The sequence below is a fragment of the Nonomuraea sp. NPDC052116 genome (genome assembly GCF_040680035.1).
GTDB lineage: Bacteria > Actinomycetota > Actinomycetes > Streptosporangiales > Streptosporangiaceae > Nonomuraea > Nonomuraea angiospora_A.
In genome coordinates this window covers 161,155-175,843 of sequence record NZ_JBFAWA010000019.1, presented here as the reverse complement: position 1 = coordinate 175,843, position 14,689 = coordinate 161,155, and the positions used below count along the sequence as shown (strand labels likewise).

General features: G+C 66.8%; 22 protein-coding genes. 1 reads left to right on the top strand and 21 read right to left on the bottom strand.

The features are described from left to right. Position 1: 1 nt before the first annotated feature. The 6 genes from AB0L65_RS33155 to AB0L65_RS33130 form a co-directional block, all read right to left on the bottom strand. Positions 2 to 700 carry a hypothetical protein gene (locus AB0L65_RS33155; protein ID WP_364253314.1) on the bottom strand — a complete coding sequence of 233 codons (699 nt, stop codon included), beginning with the start codon at positions 698 to 700 and terminating at the stop codon, positions 2 to 4. Further along, complete coding sequence (locus AB0L65_RS33150; RefSeq protein WP_364253312.1) at positions 701 to 1,195, bottom strand: hypothetical protein; 495 nt, start codon at positions 1,193 to 1,195, stop codon at positions 701 to 703. A gap of 112 nt (positions 1,196 to 1,307) precedes the next feature. Further along, positions 1,308 to 1,493, bottom strand: coding sequence for an HNH endonuclease (locus AB0L65_RS33145; protein WP_364253309.1), 186 nt, complete (start codon positions 1,491 to 1,493; stop codon positions 1,308 to 1,310). 23 nt (positions 1,494 to 1,516) lie between these two features. Then, positions 1,517 to 1,984, bottom strand: a complete 468-nt coding sequence (locus AB0L65_RS33140) for a hypothetical protein (RefSeq protein ID WP_364253307.1) — start codon at positions 1,982 to 1,984, stop codon at positions 1,517 to 1,519. 9 nt (positions 1,985 to 1,993) lie between these two features. Further along, positions 1,994 to 2,224, bottom strand: coding sequence for a hypothetical protein (locus AB0L65_RS33135; RefSeq protein ID WP_364253304.1), 231 nt, complete (start codon positions 2,222 to 2,224; stop codon positions 1,994 to 1,996). Positions 2,225 to 2,267: 43 nt separating this feature from the next. Then, positions 2,268 to 6,215, bottom strand: coding sequence for a hypothetical protein (locus AB0L65_RS33130; protein ID WP_364253301.1), 3,948 nt, complete (start codon positions 6,213 to 6,215; stop codon positions 2,268 to 2,270). A 56-nt stretch (positions 6,216 to 6,271) separates the two neighbouring features. Between AB0L65_RS33130 and AB0L65_RS33125 the strand changes: the two genes are divergently transcribed. Then, positions 6,272 to 6,499, top strand: coding sequence for a hypothetical protein (locus tag AB0L65_RS33125; RefSeq protein WP_364253298.1), 228 nt, complete (start codon positions 6,272 to 6,274; stop codon positions 6,497 to 6,499). Here AB0L65_RS33125 and AB0L65_RS33120 read toward each other — a convergent pair. The 15 genes from AB0L65_RS33120 to AB0L65_RS33050 all read right to left on the bottom strand — a co-directional run bounded on the left by AB0L65_RS33120 (position 6,496) and on the right by AB0L65_RS33050 (position 14,688). After that, positions 6,496 to 6,849 carry a hypothetical protein gene (locus AB0L65_RS33120; RefSeq protein WP_364253295.1) on the bottom strand — a complete coding sequence of 118 codons (354 nt, stop codon included), beginning with the start codon at positions 6,847 to 6,849 and terminating at the stop codon, positions 6,496 to 6,498. The genes AB0L65_RS33125 and AB0L65_RS33120 overlap by 4 nt on opposite strands. A gap of 14 nt (positions 6,850 to 6,863) precedes the next feature. Then, positions 6,864 to 7,409 carry a hypothetical protein gene (locus AB0L65_RS33115; RefSeq protein ID WP_364253293.1) on the bottom strand — a complete coding sequence of 182 codons (546 nt, stop codon included), beginning with the start codon at positions 7,407 to 7,409 and terminating at the stop codon, positions 6,864 to 6,866. Further along, positions 7,409 to 7,897, bottom strand: a complete 489-nt coding sequence (locus AB0L65_RS33110; RefSeq protein WP_364253290.1) for a hypothetical protein — start codon at positions 7,895 to 7,897, stop codon at positions 7,409 to 7,411. The genes AB0L65_RS33115 and AB0L65_RS33110 overlap by 1 nt, the downstream gene beginning before the upstream one ends. A gap of 3 nt (positions 7,898 to 7,900) precedes the next feature. Next, entirely contained in the window at positions 7,901 to 8,110 is a 210-nt protein-coding gene (locus tag AB0L65_RS33105) for a hypothetical protein (RefSeq protein WP_364253287.1), read from the bottom strand. Further along, positions 8,107 to 8,433: a hypothetical protein gene (locus tag AB0L65_RS33100; protein ID WP_364253284.1), complete on the bottom strand. Its 327-nt coding sequence runs from the start codon at positions 8,431 to 8,433 to the stop codon at positions 8,107 to 8,109. Before AB0L65_RS33100 ends, AB0L65_RS33105 begins: the two co-directional genes overlap by 4 nt. A 67-nt stretch (positions 8,434 to 8,500) precedes the next feature. Then, a complete protein-coding gene (locus AB0L65_RS33095; RefSeq protein ID WP_364253281.1) occupies positions 8,501 to 8,935 on the bottom strand; it encodes a hypothetical protein in 435 nt (144 codons plus the stop codon). Then, positions 8,932 to 9,285, bottom strand: a complete 354-nt coding sequence (locus AB0L65_RS33090) for an HK97-gp10 family putative phage morphogenesis protein (RefSeq protein WP_364253278.1) — start codon at positions 9,283 to 9,285, stop codon at positions 8,932 to 8,934. Before AB0L65_RS33090 ends, AB0L65_RS33095 begins: the two co-directional genes overlap by 4 nt. Continuing rightward, positions 9,285 to 9,719 (bottom strand): DUF6093 family protein, encoded by a 435-nt coding sequence (locus tag AB0L65_RS33085; RefSeq protein ID WP_364253275.1) that lies wholly within the window; start codon positions 9,717 to 9,719, stop codon positions 9,285 to 9,287. The genes AB0L65_RS33090 and AB0L65_RS33085 overlap by 1 nt, the downstream gene beginning before the upstream one ends. Before the next feature lie 11 nt (positions 9,720 to 9,730). Beyond that, positions 9,731 to 10,087 (bottom strand): hypothetical protein, encoded by a 357-nt coding sequence (locus AB0L65_RS33080; RefSeq protein WP_364253272.1) that lies wholly within the window; start codon positions 10,085 to 10,087, stop codon positions 9,731 to 9,733. Positions 10,088 to 10,096: 9 nt separating this feature from the next. Further along, positions 10,097 to 10,354: a hypothetical protein gene (locus AB0L65_RS33075; protein WP_364253270.1), complete on the bottom strand. Its 258-nt coding sequence runs from the start codon at positions 10,352 to 10,354 to the stop codon at positions 10,097 to 10,099. Positions 10,355 to 10,356: 2 nt separating this feature from the next. Then, positions 10,357 to 11,583 carry a Mu-like prophage major head subunit gpT family protein gene (locus AB0L65_RS33070; protein WP_364253267.1) on the bottom strand — a complete coding sequence of 409 codons (1,227 nt, stop codon included), beginning with the start codon at positions 11,581 to 11,583 and terminating at the stop codon, positions 10,357 to 10,359. Positions 11,584 to 11,597: 14 nt separating this feature from the next. Beyond that, the gene (locus tag AB0L65_RS33065; protein ID WP_364253264.1) at positions 11,598 to 11,951 is read right to left on the bottom strand and encodes a DUF2190 family protein; all 354 of its coding nucleotides are present in this window, start codon (positions 11,949 to 11,951) and stop codon (positions 11,598 to 11,600) included. Between the two features lie 4 nt (positions 11,952 to 11,955). Further along, on the bottom strand, positions 11,956 to 13,419 hold the full coding sequence (locus AB0L65_RS33060; RefSeq protein ID WP_364253262.1) for a hypothetical protein: 1,464 nt from the start codon (positions 13,417 to 13,419) through the stop codon (positions 11,956 to 11,958). Between the two features lie 13 nt (positions 13,420 to 13,432). Continuing rightward, entirely contained in the window at positions 13,433 to 13,579 is a 147-nt protein-coding gene (locus AB0L65_RS33055) for a hypothetical protein (RefSeq protein WP_364253259.1), read from the bottom strand. A gap of 23 nt (positions 13,580 to 13,602) precedes the next feature. Beyond that, positions 13,603 to 14,688, bottom strand: coding sequence for a hypothetical protein (locus AB0L65_RS33050; RefSeq protein WP_364253256.1), 1,086 nt, complete (start codon positions 14,686 to 14,688; stop codon positions 13,603 to 13,605). Between the last annotated feature and the right edge of the window lies 1 nt (position 14,689).

Sequence of the window (14,689 nt, the reverse complement as noted above, 5' to 3'; positions counted from 1 at the left end):
GCTAGTAGAAGGCCGCGCGCTGCATGGCCTGGCCGAGAATCAACGGCCTGGCGGCGCGGAAAGCCAGCCCGGCGACAGCGACCGTGATCCCCATGTGTCCGCCGGTATTGTTGCTGATCGTGAAGTTCTGTATCCCGGACGCTGCGTTGCTGGTCAGCTGCTTGGTCGCCATCGACCCAGACGTGAACGTGTTCGACTGCAGGTCGACCTGCTCGGTGTAGGTGGCCGGGGGTGTCCATGTGAACGTCACCCCGCCGAATCCCTTGCTGGCCGCCCACCGCAACTCCAGATCGTCGCTCCCGGTCGGCGTGACAGACGGGGTGGGGATGCTGGTCGTGGTCACCGACGACGCGCTGGAAGCGAACACCGGCGTCGTGGTCGCGGTCCCAAAGACGGCGGCGATAGCCACCACGCCGTCGGCGCCGGAGGCTTGGGCGAATCCGTACGAGGCCGGCTCCGAACCGCCGGCGAACTTCCACCAGACGTTCGTGCCGGGCTCACCGGCACTCCACTGCTGCTGGGTGAGGAGTGCCCACGTCGCCCCGCCCGTGGGCGTCGTCATGTTCGCGAACGTGCCCGAATCGGCCGACTGGAAAGCGATCAGCAGGTCGCCGACGCTGGTGCCGGCGGGTTTGTTGCAGGTGATGCTTGCGCCGGACGCGGACGCTGAAGCGACCGCCCGCAGCGTGGCGGTGGGCACTCATTCCTCCCACACGATGTACGTGTAGGCGTTCACTGCCGCGGCGGCCTTCACCCGTACCCGCAACCACTTGGACGCCCCAACCCCGAACTCGCGGCCGAGCGGCCACATTTTGACGTACTGGCCAGTCGGCGCCACCTGCTGGACGTCACCGGTCCGGGTCGCGGCGACCGTCCCTTCGGCGCTCGCGGTGTAGCCGGTCGCGGACGTGCCGAGCGTCACGAGCGAGGCGGGCGCGTTCGGGTCGGTGTACGGCTGCACGCCAGCGCTGACGTGTGCCGTCACCGTCGCCGCCACGTCTGTGACGATCAGCTCGCAGCGGACCGGCGTCGCCGCCGTCGACCCGTCGAAGCTGATGCCCCACTCCACGACTCTCAGGCCGCGGGTAGAAGGGGTAGCGATCTGCAACAGCGTCTTCAACGATGTCGTCGTGGCGACCGGCTGCAATTCCGCCGTCGTGGGCATGGCGCCGTTGGCGGCGATGTAGAGAGGCATCCTGGCCCCTTTCATGCGAAAAGCCCCGCACAAGGCGAGGCAAGGTCGAATGGATGCCAGGCATGGCAAAGGCCCGAGACGATAGGTCCCGGGCCTTACATGCGGCTATTTATCAGGCGAAGTGCGGGTCAGAGCTGTAGCGCTCGATGATCTCGCGCGCCCATGCCAGCTTGTCCGTGATGCGCTGACCTTTCGGCTGCTTCCGGCTCCAGAGTTCGAGGTTCTCGATCCGGTTGTCCGCTCTGTCGCCGTTCTTGTGGTGCACGTTCTCGTGCCCTACGACTGGTGGACTCAGCACCAGCCTAATCAGGACGACTCCGACTAGGCCGCAGACCGCAAGACTGTCCTCCACACGCCCGTGGCATCTGGGGTAACCGTGTAGGTACCGTCACTGGAGTCGTAGCTCTGGGTGAACCAGCGCACCACGAAGATCCGGTTGCTCAGGCCCGGCGCGTACACCACCAGCGCTTCGGCAGCGATCGTCGCGCTCGACCAGGAGGTGGCCGCGAACCGCCACCCGACCTTGTTGGCCGCACCCGCCAGCTCGGCGAAGCTGGTCACCGTGAGGTCGTTGCCACCGGCCGTATATCCCGGCCCAACTGTCTGCCCGCTGTTCCACGGCGCCACGTTGTAGGCCGGATTGGCCTGTGAGAAGTCGGGCGTGACCGATCCCGTCCACAGGGCGGCCTTGAAGATCCCGGACGTTGTGCTGCCGACGTCGATGGTGATCTGCTGACGCATCAGCTTGACATACGTGTCGTTCATCCAGCCGTCTTGCGTGATCGCCACGGCCGCCTCCTATCCGAGGTTGATCGTGACGTGCTTGCGCTGGCGGCCGGACGCGGTGGTCTCCTCGGTGACGATGTGGCCCGCCGTATCCCGGGTGGCCTTGAATCGGCCGCCGTCATCAGTGCTGCCCTCGACCGTCTCGTCCCGGGTGGCGTGCGACCAGCCGGACGGCCTGGTCTGGACGCCCTTCCTGCGCAGTCGTTCCGCGTACGACAGGTCCTCTTCAGGGGTTTCAGGCATGGCGAAGCCCGCCCTCCTATCTCCGTTGATGTGAAAGGCGGGCTCAGCCGCGCGAGTCCAAAACCATGCCGATCTTGGCGGTCACCACGTCGGCATCCACCGACTCCCGGATGGTTGTGCCGTAGAAGTTCACCGAGCTACCCGACCCGGATCCGCCGCTCGACCCGCCAGAACCAGCGGCGGACGAGCCGCCACCCGAGTAGGCCGAGATACGGGACGGAGACATCTGCTGCGGGGCCGAGACTCGCGAGCTGTTCACCGGCCCCGATCGGAACGCGATATCAGGGTTGGACAGGAAACCGGAGGCGCCACCCAGCCCATAGTCGCCTGCGATCATGTTGTCCGAAACCGTCTGCGCCGAACTCTTCTTGCTGGACGACTTCGACGACTTCTTGGACGAGCCCGACCCGGCGGACTCCTGCGCCTGCTGGATCACCACGCTCAGCGCATCCACCGTGGACGCGAGATCGCCGATCGCTGACGACACCGTCTCCCCGACCAGCGACACCGAGTCTTGGAGCACCTGTGACCCAGACAGCCAGGACGCGTCGAGTTGCTCTGCCGCAGAGCCGACCTGGCCAATCGACGTCGTCAGGCTGCCCGCCTGTCCCATCGTCGCCTGCAGCGAAGACATCACCGAGGTCAGACCGTCAGCGATCTGCAGGCCAGAATCGTCGATCGTGACCGACAGGTCAGCGAGTCCCTCCGCGGCCTTCTGGTTCGACAGAGACAATCCGAAATCGTTCGCAGCCTGCGACAACAAGCCGATCGCCCTGTCTCGATACTTCAACTCGGTCGGGATGAAGTACTCGTCGGCGGCGCCCTCCCCGTAGAGGATCGTCGGGTTCGACGCGACGTTCGGCGGGGTCGATCTGACCCCGCCTGCCGCGTACCGCTCGACACCGCCAGCGCGCTTCTTCTTCGGCTTAGGCGGGGTCGACGGCGCCCGAATCGAGACCGGGATCTCGACCGGCTTGATGTACATCTGCAGCAGGTTGTGCAGGGCCTCCTGCGCCGCCTTCGTGTCGGCCGTGATCTTGAGCTCTTTGCTCTTGAGCTGCGCCAAGACGTCGCGAAGACCCTTCGCGCTCCCCATGGCTTTCTCAGCGTCCGCCCTGCTGATGCCGTACGCCTCGGCGAGCTTGATGATCTGCTCACGGGCCTCGCCGCTCTTGCCCGCCAGATCGGACAGCTTGGGAAGCTGCTCGATCACTGCCCGGGTCGCGTCCGTCGTCTTACCGCTCAACGCGCCAGCACCGTCCGCCGCGCTCTTCACCGCGGTGATGTAGGCCGAGAACTTCTCCCTCGCCTGGATGACCGCGTCACGCTGTTTGTCGGTCATCCCAGCATTGATTTCCAGTTTGCCGTTGGCGGCGTGGATCGCGTCTGCGGCCTCGCGGTAGGCGGTCTTCAGGTTCTGCATCGCCTGAAGGGCGTCCGTTCGCCCAGCAAAGGTGGACAGAGACGTGTTGAAACCGTCCATCTTCAACTTGGCCTGGTCCACACCGGCAGCCGCTTCTGCTGAGGCGTTGCCAGCGACGCGAACCGCCTGACTGTAGGTAGGCAGCAACTGGCTGAGCTTCTCCACGGGGATGCCCTGCGCCCGCGCCTGGTTGGCCAACTGCTCGAAAGCTGCCTGTGCGCCCGACAAGTTGCCGCTCGTCACCATCCCGGCCAAGGCAGCGTCAAGATCGGAGAAGCGCTGCTCCAGCCGATCCACCGACGAATCGATCCCGGGCAGCAAAGCGCCCAGTTCGGTGAATGGGTGGTCGAACACCATCTCGTACAGGCTTGGGTCCTGAAGCTCGCGCAGACCGTCACGGAACTGGGCCGCGGCCTCATCCGCCGAGTGGAAGCCACCCGTCCACTGGGACGACAGGTCACCCGCCCACTTGCCGGTCTGTGACAGCTCGGTCAACGCCAGGGTGAGCTTGTCGACTCCCTGCGACTGGCCCTCGATCTTGTTGATGGCGTCGCCCACGACCTCGAGACCGATCACGGTTCCGGACACTGCGATGGCAGCCTTGCCGAGGGCAGCCATTTTGCCGCTGGCCTTGCCCGCCGCTGCTCCGGTGGCGGTGATCCCGCCCGCGAGGTTCTGCCACGCGGAGACGGCGCCCATGCCCATGGTGGCGAGCTTGATCGCGCCGATGGCGATGGCGATGGTCTGGATACGATCCGGGTCCATCCCTGCGACGATCTCGGCCAGTAGATTCAGCCCGGAGAAAGCTCCAACACCGAGAGGCGCGAGGGCCTCGCCGATGTTGCCAAGGGCCTTCGCAACGTTCTTGATCAGTTCCCAGACCTGGGGGGCATTGTCCTTGACCCACTGGATGAACTGCTTGAACTCGGTGGAGTTTTCGAGTCCCTGGCCCCACTCCGCGAACGCCTTGGTCGCCTTCTCGACCCCGCCCACGATGGTGGGGGCGAACGGCAAGAACGCCTCAAGCACGCCGGCGATACCGGTCACGATGTTGCCGAAGCTGCGGCCGAGCCCGACGATCGCGCCCGGGACCTGAGTGTTGAGTTTGAACAGGAACTCCTGCCAGAACGGCCCGTTGAGCGCAGTCTCGGCGTCCTTTCCCAAGGTCAGGAATGCCGAGCTGGCCGATTTGGCGAGCGGTCCTGCTTCCCGGAGTCCGAGCCTCATGAGGTCCAGGCCCTGGTTGATCACGGGGAAGACGTCGGGCTGCAGGCTTCGCTGCCAGGCGAGGTATTCGTCAGCGAACGCCTTGATGTCCTTGGCGAGTTCCTTCTCCCGCTTCGACAGCCCAGCGAACGCGTCCGACAGCTTCGAGGCCGCACTGCCGCCCCCGGACATGGCGGCCTGCTGCTGCAACTGCATCTGCTTCAGCGCGGCCGCCGCTTCGGTGACCTTGACCTGCGCCTGTGCCAGCCGCTCCTGGGCGCGCTGGTACTCCTGCGTGCCCTTGACTCCGGCAGCGTTGGCTTTGGCCGTGTCCTCCTTGGCGCGCTGGGTCTTGACCTCCTGCTCGCGTTCCCGCTGGTGGGCCATCTCGACGTTGAGCATGGCCCGCTCGATGTCGAGTTCGGAGGCGTTGCCGCTGGCCTGGAGTTCGGCCAGCCGAGCCTCCGCCTCACGGACGGCCAGCGCCGCGTCCTTCTGCGACAAGACCGACCGTTCGAGGCTGAAATTCATGTCCTCAAGGGCCCTGCGGCCGGCCTCGACGGCACGCGTCAAGTCCTCTTGCGCCTGCTTGCGCTCGTTCTGGGCGTCCTTCAGCCGCCGCTCGGCCTGCTCCAGTTGCATCGCCTGGATGGCCGCCTGAGCAGCGCTCTGCCCGGCCCCGCCCGTGGCTGACCCTGCGGACTTGGCGGCGCTCTCCTGCGCCTTCAAGGCTTCGTTGATCCGCGCCAGGCTGGGTACGGCAACCGCGCCGAACGCTGCTGCGCCGGCACCCGCCGCGGCGAACGCCGAACCGAGAGCGGTCACGCCTACGGCGATCGTCGTCACCGCAGGCAGGGATGCGAGAGCAGCACCAACCATGGCGATGCTCGCGAGCGCGCCAGACACGTTGGCGTCGACGCGTACGTTCGCGTCGCGGCCGTTGACGCGGGAGATCTCCGAATCGACGGCCCGCAGCTCGGCCAGCGCGGATCCGATGTCCGCTTTGACGTCGATGGTTGCCGACTGCCCCTGCAGCTTCTCCAGCTCGCGCTCAATTTCTTGGAGTTGCGCCTGAGCTGTGGCGGCGTCGATGTCGATGCCGATCTTCTTGTCGGCGAGCTTCTCCATCTCGGCGCGAAGCTGCGCGAACTTGATCTCGGCGGGCGAACTGTCCGCGTCGATCTCGATCTTCGGGAGCGCCTTCGTCGCCGCCTCCAGACGCCGCCGGAACTGGTCGGCGTAGGCGCCGGTCTGCACCATCTGGCGTGACAGGTCCTCGGTGGACTTCTTGGCCTGCCCCATCCCCGAGACCCATTGCGCGACCCGGGCCCGAAGGTTGACACTTACGGTTCTCTCGGCCATTGAGACCACCCCCGCCCGCCAGGTCACGAATTGAGCCGTTTAGGAGGGCTGCGGAGGTGGGGCGTGCCATCATCGCGAACGGATCGGGGGCACACGAGAAAGGGCTGACGATGAGCGGACCGCACGATCCCGGCGACCCGATGGTTCACCGCAAGCGGACAGGGTGGCAGCGCCTGAAGGGCTGGCCACTTGCAGTGATCATCATCGTGGGATGCCTGATCCTGTTCGTTCTCTTCGCAGGGGTCGTGACTGCGCTCATGCAGGCGTTGGGCCTGTCCGCCTAAGACGTCTGCTCGATCTGCCACAACAGCGCACCCGGCCGTTTGGGCTTCTTCTTGGCGTGCTCTTCTTGCTCCAGCAAACGGGCATCGCAGGCGTGACAGCGGCGCGGCGGCGGCACCCGGTACGTGTGGACAGGGTCTCCGTCATGCATGGCCGTCGTGTCGACCAGATCAAGCTCGCAGCCTGGGCATTTGCCTGCCTGCCAACGCAGGTAGGCGGCGGCCCACGCGTAGTCCTCTTCCAGCCATTCCGGGTCCCAGACGGTTTCGATCTCAACGATCTGCCCGTCTGGGTCCCGGTGGATGGTGGTGACGGCTCGTTGCTGCCGCCCCAGCAGTTTCGACCTGGGCACACCCCAGGCGTGCGCTACTTCGAGCTCTTCTTGGAAGCTCGCAGCACTGCGGAGGCGGTGAACGAGTTTGGGACATCAAGCCCCACCACATTCACGGCCTGGGCAGCGGTAAAGAGAGCGCCGTACTGTGCGGCGGTGAGCTCGTCGACGAGCTCACCCATCTCTGCCTCGGCCATCTCGTGTGAGATGCAGCAGGCGGTGATGAGCGCCACCCCGAAGGTGTCCCAGTTGACGTCCACCTCGGAGTTCTTCTCCACCTGCTCCTCGGTGGGCGGGTGGGCCGCAACCAGGTCCGAGTACTGGCGCCGCGTCAACCCGCGGAAGGTGAAGATCTCCGTGTGCTCGCGCATCTCCTCCTGGAGCGCCTGGATGCGACGGGCAATCTCGGTGGCCTCCGCATTGGCGCCGCCGGCCAGCGTGCCGGAACGGGCCTTCTCACGCGCGCGGGTGAGGTCCCGTTCGAGTTGCTCGTATTGCGCCTGCAGATCCCCAGCCAGGCATAGGGGGACGGTTCTCTCGGGGCGGCGAAGCTTCGCCTTGATCTCGGCAACGGTCGCCATCAGGCCGCCACCGTCACCTCTCGCAGATACCGGCCAGACGGGAACAGCTTGACCATGGCCCGGTCGTACGTCTCCGCCTCCGGTGCCAGCTCGGACGGCTCGCCGCAGGTGACGGTGTAGATGGCGATCTTCTGCCCCGCCGCGTACGCCACGTCGTAAGCGAGTCCGCGCCGGACGACCCAGAAGCCGTTGGTACCGTTCGTCATCACGGACCACATGCGATCATTCGCGGTCACATTGTCGCGGAAGAACGTCAGTTCGATCTGCGCCTGGGTACGGCCAGGACCCTGGAACGTCTGCGTACTCGCCAGGGTGTCGCCCTCAACGGCGCCCTGGTCGATCGAGATGTTCAGCCCGTCCGCGGTGATGTACTCCTCGCAGGCGACGATGCCCACCGCGGTGAGTTCCGCCACGGTCGGCGCGGAAAGGACAGCCACAGCCGGGACGAAGGTGGCCTTCGTGTTGCCGTCGCTCAGTCTCTTGCTCACGGCCTACTCCTCCGTGTTCTGGGCAGGCCGCGAGCCCGCCTTGCTCTTGGTCTTGGGGGTGCTGGACTCCTCCGGCGCAGGCTCGGTGCCCTCCTCGGGCTCGCCAGGCAGGATCGTGTAGCCCTCGTTGGCGCGGGTCTCCCAGAACGGTCGCGCTGTCTGGTCGACCTCGAACGTGTTGCCGTACGGGTCGCGGATGGTGAGGCCGCTCACGCGCGCATCACCGCAATCGAGATGGTCGTGGTCGGCGCACAGGCGATAGCCACGCGGCCATCTGCGGGATCCACGTACTCAGGCAGGAGCGGGATCGGCAGGTCAGCTCCAGCGGCCACCGCCTTGGTCTTGACCGGATTCGCCGCGCCCCATTTGGTGTTGCCGGGCACGGTGATGGTCGCGGTCGTCGAGACACCGGAGCCGTTCCGGATGATCACGAACATGCCGGGCTCGTACTTGACCCGGTCACCCGAGCCGCCCACGCTGGCGTAGGTGATCGCGGCCTCGCTGGAGATGGCCTGCGATGTGTCGAGGTTGGCCATGCGGACTCTCCTCTGGGCATGCCAAAGAGCCCGCACACAAGTCGTGCCGGGCTGGGTTAGGAAAGGATCAGGTCGGGTCGGACCTGAAGTGGAACTGGGCGACGCCGTAGTGAACGGGCGGTGCGACGGCGTCATCCCGGGTGACCGGGCGATCCAGCGGGACCCTGTAGATCGGGAACGCCGTGCGGCCCGTCACGGCCGGCGTGACGCCGATGAGTGCCGCCCTCGCCACGTCCATGATCGTCTCGACCTGGTCTTGTACGGCGCCCACGCATGTGAGCTGGAACACGAAGTCGAGAGCCTCGTGGAACCGTGCCAGCGACGCAGCCTCGTCCTGACCGGGGAACGGGTAGATGACCGCGTACGGCTTGAACGCGGACGTTCCGGGATTGCCTTGCCAGCCTCCGCTAGACGGCGGCTTCCCTCGTCCCACGAGGACGCTCGCAGCGGTCAGCAGGGTAACGACGGCGTCGGTGTGCGGCTTGGCCGCGGCGACGGTCATTCGAGCACCCGGCCACCGATGGACTCGATCGCCTTCACGAACTCCTCAGAGGTGCGCTCGAACGCAGGCCCCAGGTACGGCTGTGGAGCCATCTTGCTGGTACCCCACTCGATAAAACCGCCGTAGTTCGCCGTCGCGCCGGCCTCGAACCCGTAACCATCAGAGTCGAAGTCGACACCGATCGAGTTCTTCAGGTTTCCGGTGTCCACCGGCACGAGAGCCTGCGCCCCGGCCACCGTGTCGAACCCGGTCTTCTTCACCGCAGCCTTCACCATCGCCTGCGTCTTGGCTGTGGCGTTGTCGATGGCCACCTCAAGGCGGGCGACCTCGGAGAAGTCGAAGTCCGCCATCACTCCTCCAAGTCGGTCAGGTCCTGCTCGGCGATGAGGACGCGTTCCCACTGCTCGGACGCCATACGGACGTCGGTGATCCGCAGGTCCACACCGGGCAGGCGCGGATCCTTCGCGGCGTCGATGTGGCAGTCGTCGCCCTCTCGGATCTCTGCCGCATCCCACTCGATCGCGATCTCGTAGCCGCGGATGGTGACCCGGCGCTCACCGGAGACGACGTACCGGGAGTCCGCGGTTTGCGGGGTGATCCGGCAGGTTCCGGTGTAGATGGTGGTGGGCGCGGGCGGATGCCACGTCCCATCCGGGTCGGTGGCGCCCTCTCCAGTCCCCGGCCGGGTGATGGTGCATGTCCCCGTCTGCGTGCCGGTGGCGGTCGGGCGATGGTGCTCCGACCACCTGGGATGGAACGGCGTGTGGCCTGCCAGGGGAGACACGATGCCTCCCCTCAGCAGGGCTCGTATCCGAGGTAGCCGAGATGCGGGTCGAAGTCCACGACGTCGAAACCCACGCTGTCGTCGCCGACACCCTCGTCCACCTGGCGCCGCAGTTCCGCTGCCCGCGCTCGGAGCTCGGCCGCGACCTTGGCGCCGTCGGTGCTGACGTCTTGGGTTCGGATGACCTTGGACACCATCGCCTCAGAAGACGCGATGGTGTCCAACGCTTGGGCCGCGGCCAGCTTGACCGAGCCCTCCAACGCCAGGAATGCCGTCACCTGCTCGTCGGTAAGCAGCAGGTTGGCCTCGTCCGTGTCCGGGATGAGGAGCCTGACCTTGCCGACGTCGGTGCTGTAGTCGATCGCCACGACGACCCCCTACTTGGACGGGGTGCGAGGCTTGCGGGTGCGCTTCGCTGGGGCAGGGGAAGGCTCGGCTATCTCGGCGCCCGCTGCCTTGGGCTGCTCCGGTTCCCGCAGTTCGACCGTCCCAGCCTGCTCCGGCTGTGGAGCGGGTTCAGGGAGACGCTCGAGGATTCGCCCCAGCAGCTCGTTCTGCTCGCCGAGCCGGTCATGGATCGCGGCCAGGAACTCGCCGCCCTCGGTGACCGGCCGCGGCAGGTGACGATCCGCCACGGTCAGGCGCCGCTGCCGTTGGAGGCGACCCCAGACTTCGGGTCCATCAGAGTGCCGCCGAACACGTGGCGCAGCTTCCACTCCACCGAGTCGGTGTCGAAGTCGCCCTCGGACGGGTCGATCAGGCCGCCCCCGACCCGGGTGGCGTTCGGCGACTTCTGGAACAGCTCCGGAGCCTCGTGCCCGGTCAGGAAGCCCACCTCCATGGCGGGCCGGCCGACGGACGGGTTGGCGAACAGGTACCACGACGTGTTGCCGTTCGTGGTCGAGATGATCGGCAGCCACGGGTTGACGACGACCTGGACGCGGCGCGACATCCAGTTCGCGACCTGCAGCATGTCCGGGCGGCCGGCGTCGGAGTTGGCTCCGCCCGAACCGGCAGCGGTCATGATCTGCGTGGCGTTGATGATGTTGTTCGCGGGGACCTCCAGCGCGGGAGGCACCACCAGAACCACGCCGTCGATGTAGATGGGGGCGCCGTCCGTGTCGACCTGCTGGGCGAGCACCTGGAACGCGTACTGGAGGTTCGTCACGCTCAGCGCCGGGTTGGTGGGGGCGCCCGTACCGGCGGTGGTGGTGTTGATGACGTTCTTGTTCGCGGTGGAGAAGAACGTGCCGTTCGGACCCGTGCTGGAGGCGTACAGCGAGGTGACGAACTTCTCCTCCGACCGACGGGCGGCGTTACCCAGCCTCTCCGGGATGGACGCGAACGCGTCCAGGTCGTCGTTGACCAGGTCTTCCCAGCTGAGCCCGATCCGGCGACCATACTTCTTCACCGAGTAGGAGTAGGCGCCGTCCGTCAGGCTGGCAGCCGGGTACTCGGTGAGCTGCTTCACCTCGGTCAGGACGGACTCGCCGCCGTCCAGGGTGAACCTCTTCACTGTGCGGAAGTCGCGGACCATGCCGCGCTTAGCGATCGCCGTCCACTGGACCGGCTGCGACACGTAGCGGGCGAGAACCTGACGGTCGAGGATGTCGCCGAACAGGTTGGAGAAGTCCGACGTGGACATGTTCTCCTGGAAGTCCAGCGCCGCCCTGCGGTCGCCGCGCAGGACTCGGGCGTACAGGTTCGCCGTCTCCAGCAGAGCCCGCTGGTAGGCGGGCGTGTCCCGGCGAGACCGGCGCTTGGCCGACAGGTTGGTGCCCTCACCGGAGTACAGGCTCTTCTCGGACGCCTCGGAGGCGTTCCACGTGCCCAGCTCGGGGAGCGCGTCGAAAGTGCTGGTCATGACTCGATGGCTCCTCAGTAGCCGATCCGGACATTGATGGTGGCGGTGGCTCCAGTGCCGACCGCGCCCATGGCGTAGCCGAAGCGGACGCCGGTGGCCTTCTTGGATAGCTTCGGCGTGTCCGCGGCGACGTAGTAGATGATGTCGCCCTCCGCCACGGCCGAGTTGCCGCCGCCGTCGACGCCCTTGACGGACAGGCTGGCGACGCCGCAGAACTGCACGGAGGTCAGGCCATCGGCGCCTTCCGCGGTCAGCGCGACGCCAGGCATCTGCCCGTACACGACGGGGTCGCCGGAGGCTGGGGTAGTCGGGTCGCTGCAGGCGACCTGCAGCCGCTCCGCGTTGTTGAAAACGATGTTCTTGGCCATCGGGTTACCGCCCCTTCACGGCGAGGTCGGCCACGTCGTCGGGGAGGCCGAGAGTGGTGAACACGTCCTTCAGGCCGGAGGTGAACGCAGCCTCGGACAGGCCGTGCTGGTCGGTGTCGCCAAGCCCGCGGACCCTTCCGATCCCGGCCGCCTCGGCGAACTTGGTCAGGTAGTCGCGCTCACGGTCGATGGCGGCCTTGATCCGGGTGACCAGGGCCGCCTCGTCGAGCGCCCCGTCCTCGTTGAGGGGCACGTTGGCGCCGGTCACCGACTCGATGACCTTGGCATGGGCGACCTCGGGCAGCGTGGACTCAGCGAGAGTCTCGACCGCCTTATCCCGGGCGGTGTTGTTGGCGATGAGCCGCAGGTTGGTGCGCTCGGCCTCGGCCAGCTTGGTCTTGGCTTCGGCCAGTTGCCGGGACTGGTCGCCCAGCTTGGCGATCTCCAGTTCGGCTTCGGCGAGCTTCTGCTTGGTCTCGGCGAGAGAGGTGCGCAGTTCCGCCTCGCTCAGCTCGATCGGGCCGCCGTTCGGCGTGCCCTGTGCGGTGCCTCCGCTCACGGGGGCTCCCTCCTTCAGGGTGGTGACCGGCGGCGCCGGTACGTCAGGGGCCGACGTCTCAGAGACTTCGGCAGGCGCGGCCTCAGGCTCTTGCCAGGGGTCGCGCTGGTATAGGTGAGGGGCGTCGGACTCGACACGCGAGGTGAATGCCTGCAGGGCGTCGCCGATCGCAGACGACAGCGTGATGCGCTCGTCGCGGCTGAGCCTGCCTTCGCCGTACATGCCGTCTGTGATCTCGGTGAACATGCAGTGCAGGCGAGACTCCAGCCACGCGCCAACGTTGCGCGCCTCACGCAGAAGGTCGCGCTGCTCCCGCCAGGACAGGATGTCGCCACCACCGGGGCTGTCCGTGAAGGCGCGTGCCTCGGTGGCCTTTCGCAGCAGGTCTCCCGACTGGGCGCGCGCTGACTCCAGGAGGGCGACGACCTTGCCTCCAGCACCGGCGGCGGTGACGAAGTCGACCGATGCGGCTTCGGTCAGCGAGGTGACGATCGGTCCGCGGATGGCCTCATCCTTCGACGCCTCCACCGTCCCGGACGCCCGGATGCTCATGCCAATATCCCCGGCCATGGCTTCGACGACGGGCGCCCAGTGCGGGTACACCTCGACGTCGGCGTACAGGCCATCCCGCTCGTACACGGCGGTGGTGGCGAGCTTCCCGGCAAGGTCCCGCACGGACCGTTCGGGCCGGTCGTAGGACTCGGTTGCGCCCGGGTGGTCGAGAAAGACCGGCAGCCCCTCCCGGAACACACCAGCGTCGCGCTTGAGCATGTCTGCCGGGTAGAAGCCGCTGGAGCCCTGGATGTCGCCAGCGATGATCCGAGCGCGGAACCGGCGCCCCTTCGGAGCCTGCCCGCCGGCGGCCTCAGCGAGCGGCACGCGCTCGGTGAGCGCCTGCTGTTCGGGCATGGTGACCTCCAGGTCAGGTGACGTTCGGGATGAAGCCGGCGAACACGAGCAGGCAGCCAGCGAGGCAGACGAGCGCGGCTATCCACCCCTTGTGGACGGCGGCGTACACGGCAACCGCGAGCAGACAGAGGGCGGCGACAATGACGAGCAGTTCGGACACGGACATCAGGTCCTCCGAGGTAGTCAGGCAGCACGCTGCCGGCGCTGCCGAGCGATGCGCTCCAGGTCCTTGACCGGCCGGACGCCCCAAGAATCGCGCCAGTCTGGTGTGGTGCGGAGCTCGGGCAGGTCCTCCCACTCGATCTCGCCTGAGCGGAGGAGTTCCAGGCGGCGGCGGCCCATGATGGCTACCTGCTCAGCCTCAGGCAACGCGTCGAAGATGGCGCGGGCGTCGGGGATGAGGTCGTCAGGCTCTTCGATGTCGAATCCGAGATCGGCCCAACTCTTCGTGCGTGGTGTGCGACTGCACCTTCCCTGCTGGTGATCTATCGGCCCTGGCTCGCTGAGCGGATGCAGGGTGCCGTGGAGAGCGAAGCAGCTTGGGCACGTCCTGCTGCGGCTGCTGTTGAGCTCGCAATGCCACACCCAGCCATCGAGGACGTCTTCGTGTGTCTCCTGGCCGATCTCGGCGGACTGCCGGTGTGCATCCAAGATCTCGGTCCGTGACAGGTTCAGCGCTCGGGTTAACCCGCCGTTGAACTCGCCTTCGAGGTTCTTCACCATGCGGGCTGCTGCGGTGCGCGGGTTGTCCCCGACGACCACGCCGCGCACCAGTTCCTGCTTCATCCGGCGAGTCGCTGCGTCCGCGAGTGGCCAGTGGCGGGCATTGATCTGCTCGGCGGTACGGCGGACGATCGCGTCAATGGCGTCAGGCTGCTGCACGCCGTAGCGGGCCCTGAGCGCCTGCGTGGACCCGTACGGGAGCTGTGAGGCAATCAGGTCTCCCTGTGCCTGGATCCCTAGCCGGGCTGCTTCTGTGGCTCCTGTGACCGTCTGAGAGCGGGTAAGGGCCGCGAGGCGTTCGAGTGTCGCCCCGATGAGGTCGAGCGCCCGAACTGCGCGGGCGGTGCGTTCGATCTGCCGACGTGATGGCCACTTCCCGTCGCCGATCTGGAGAAGTTCGCCGATCGCAGCGACGACCTCCCACACCACCTCATCCCACGCCCGCACCCAGGCGGACACCAAGGAGTTGGTGACGTTGTCGACGATGGAGCCGACCTGACGGCGAAGCTGCTCGGCGATTCGCAGCGTCTCTGCTGTGATCGCCATG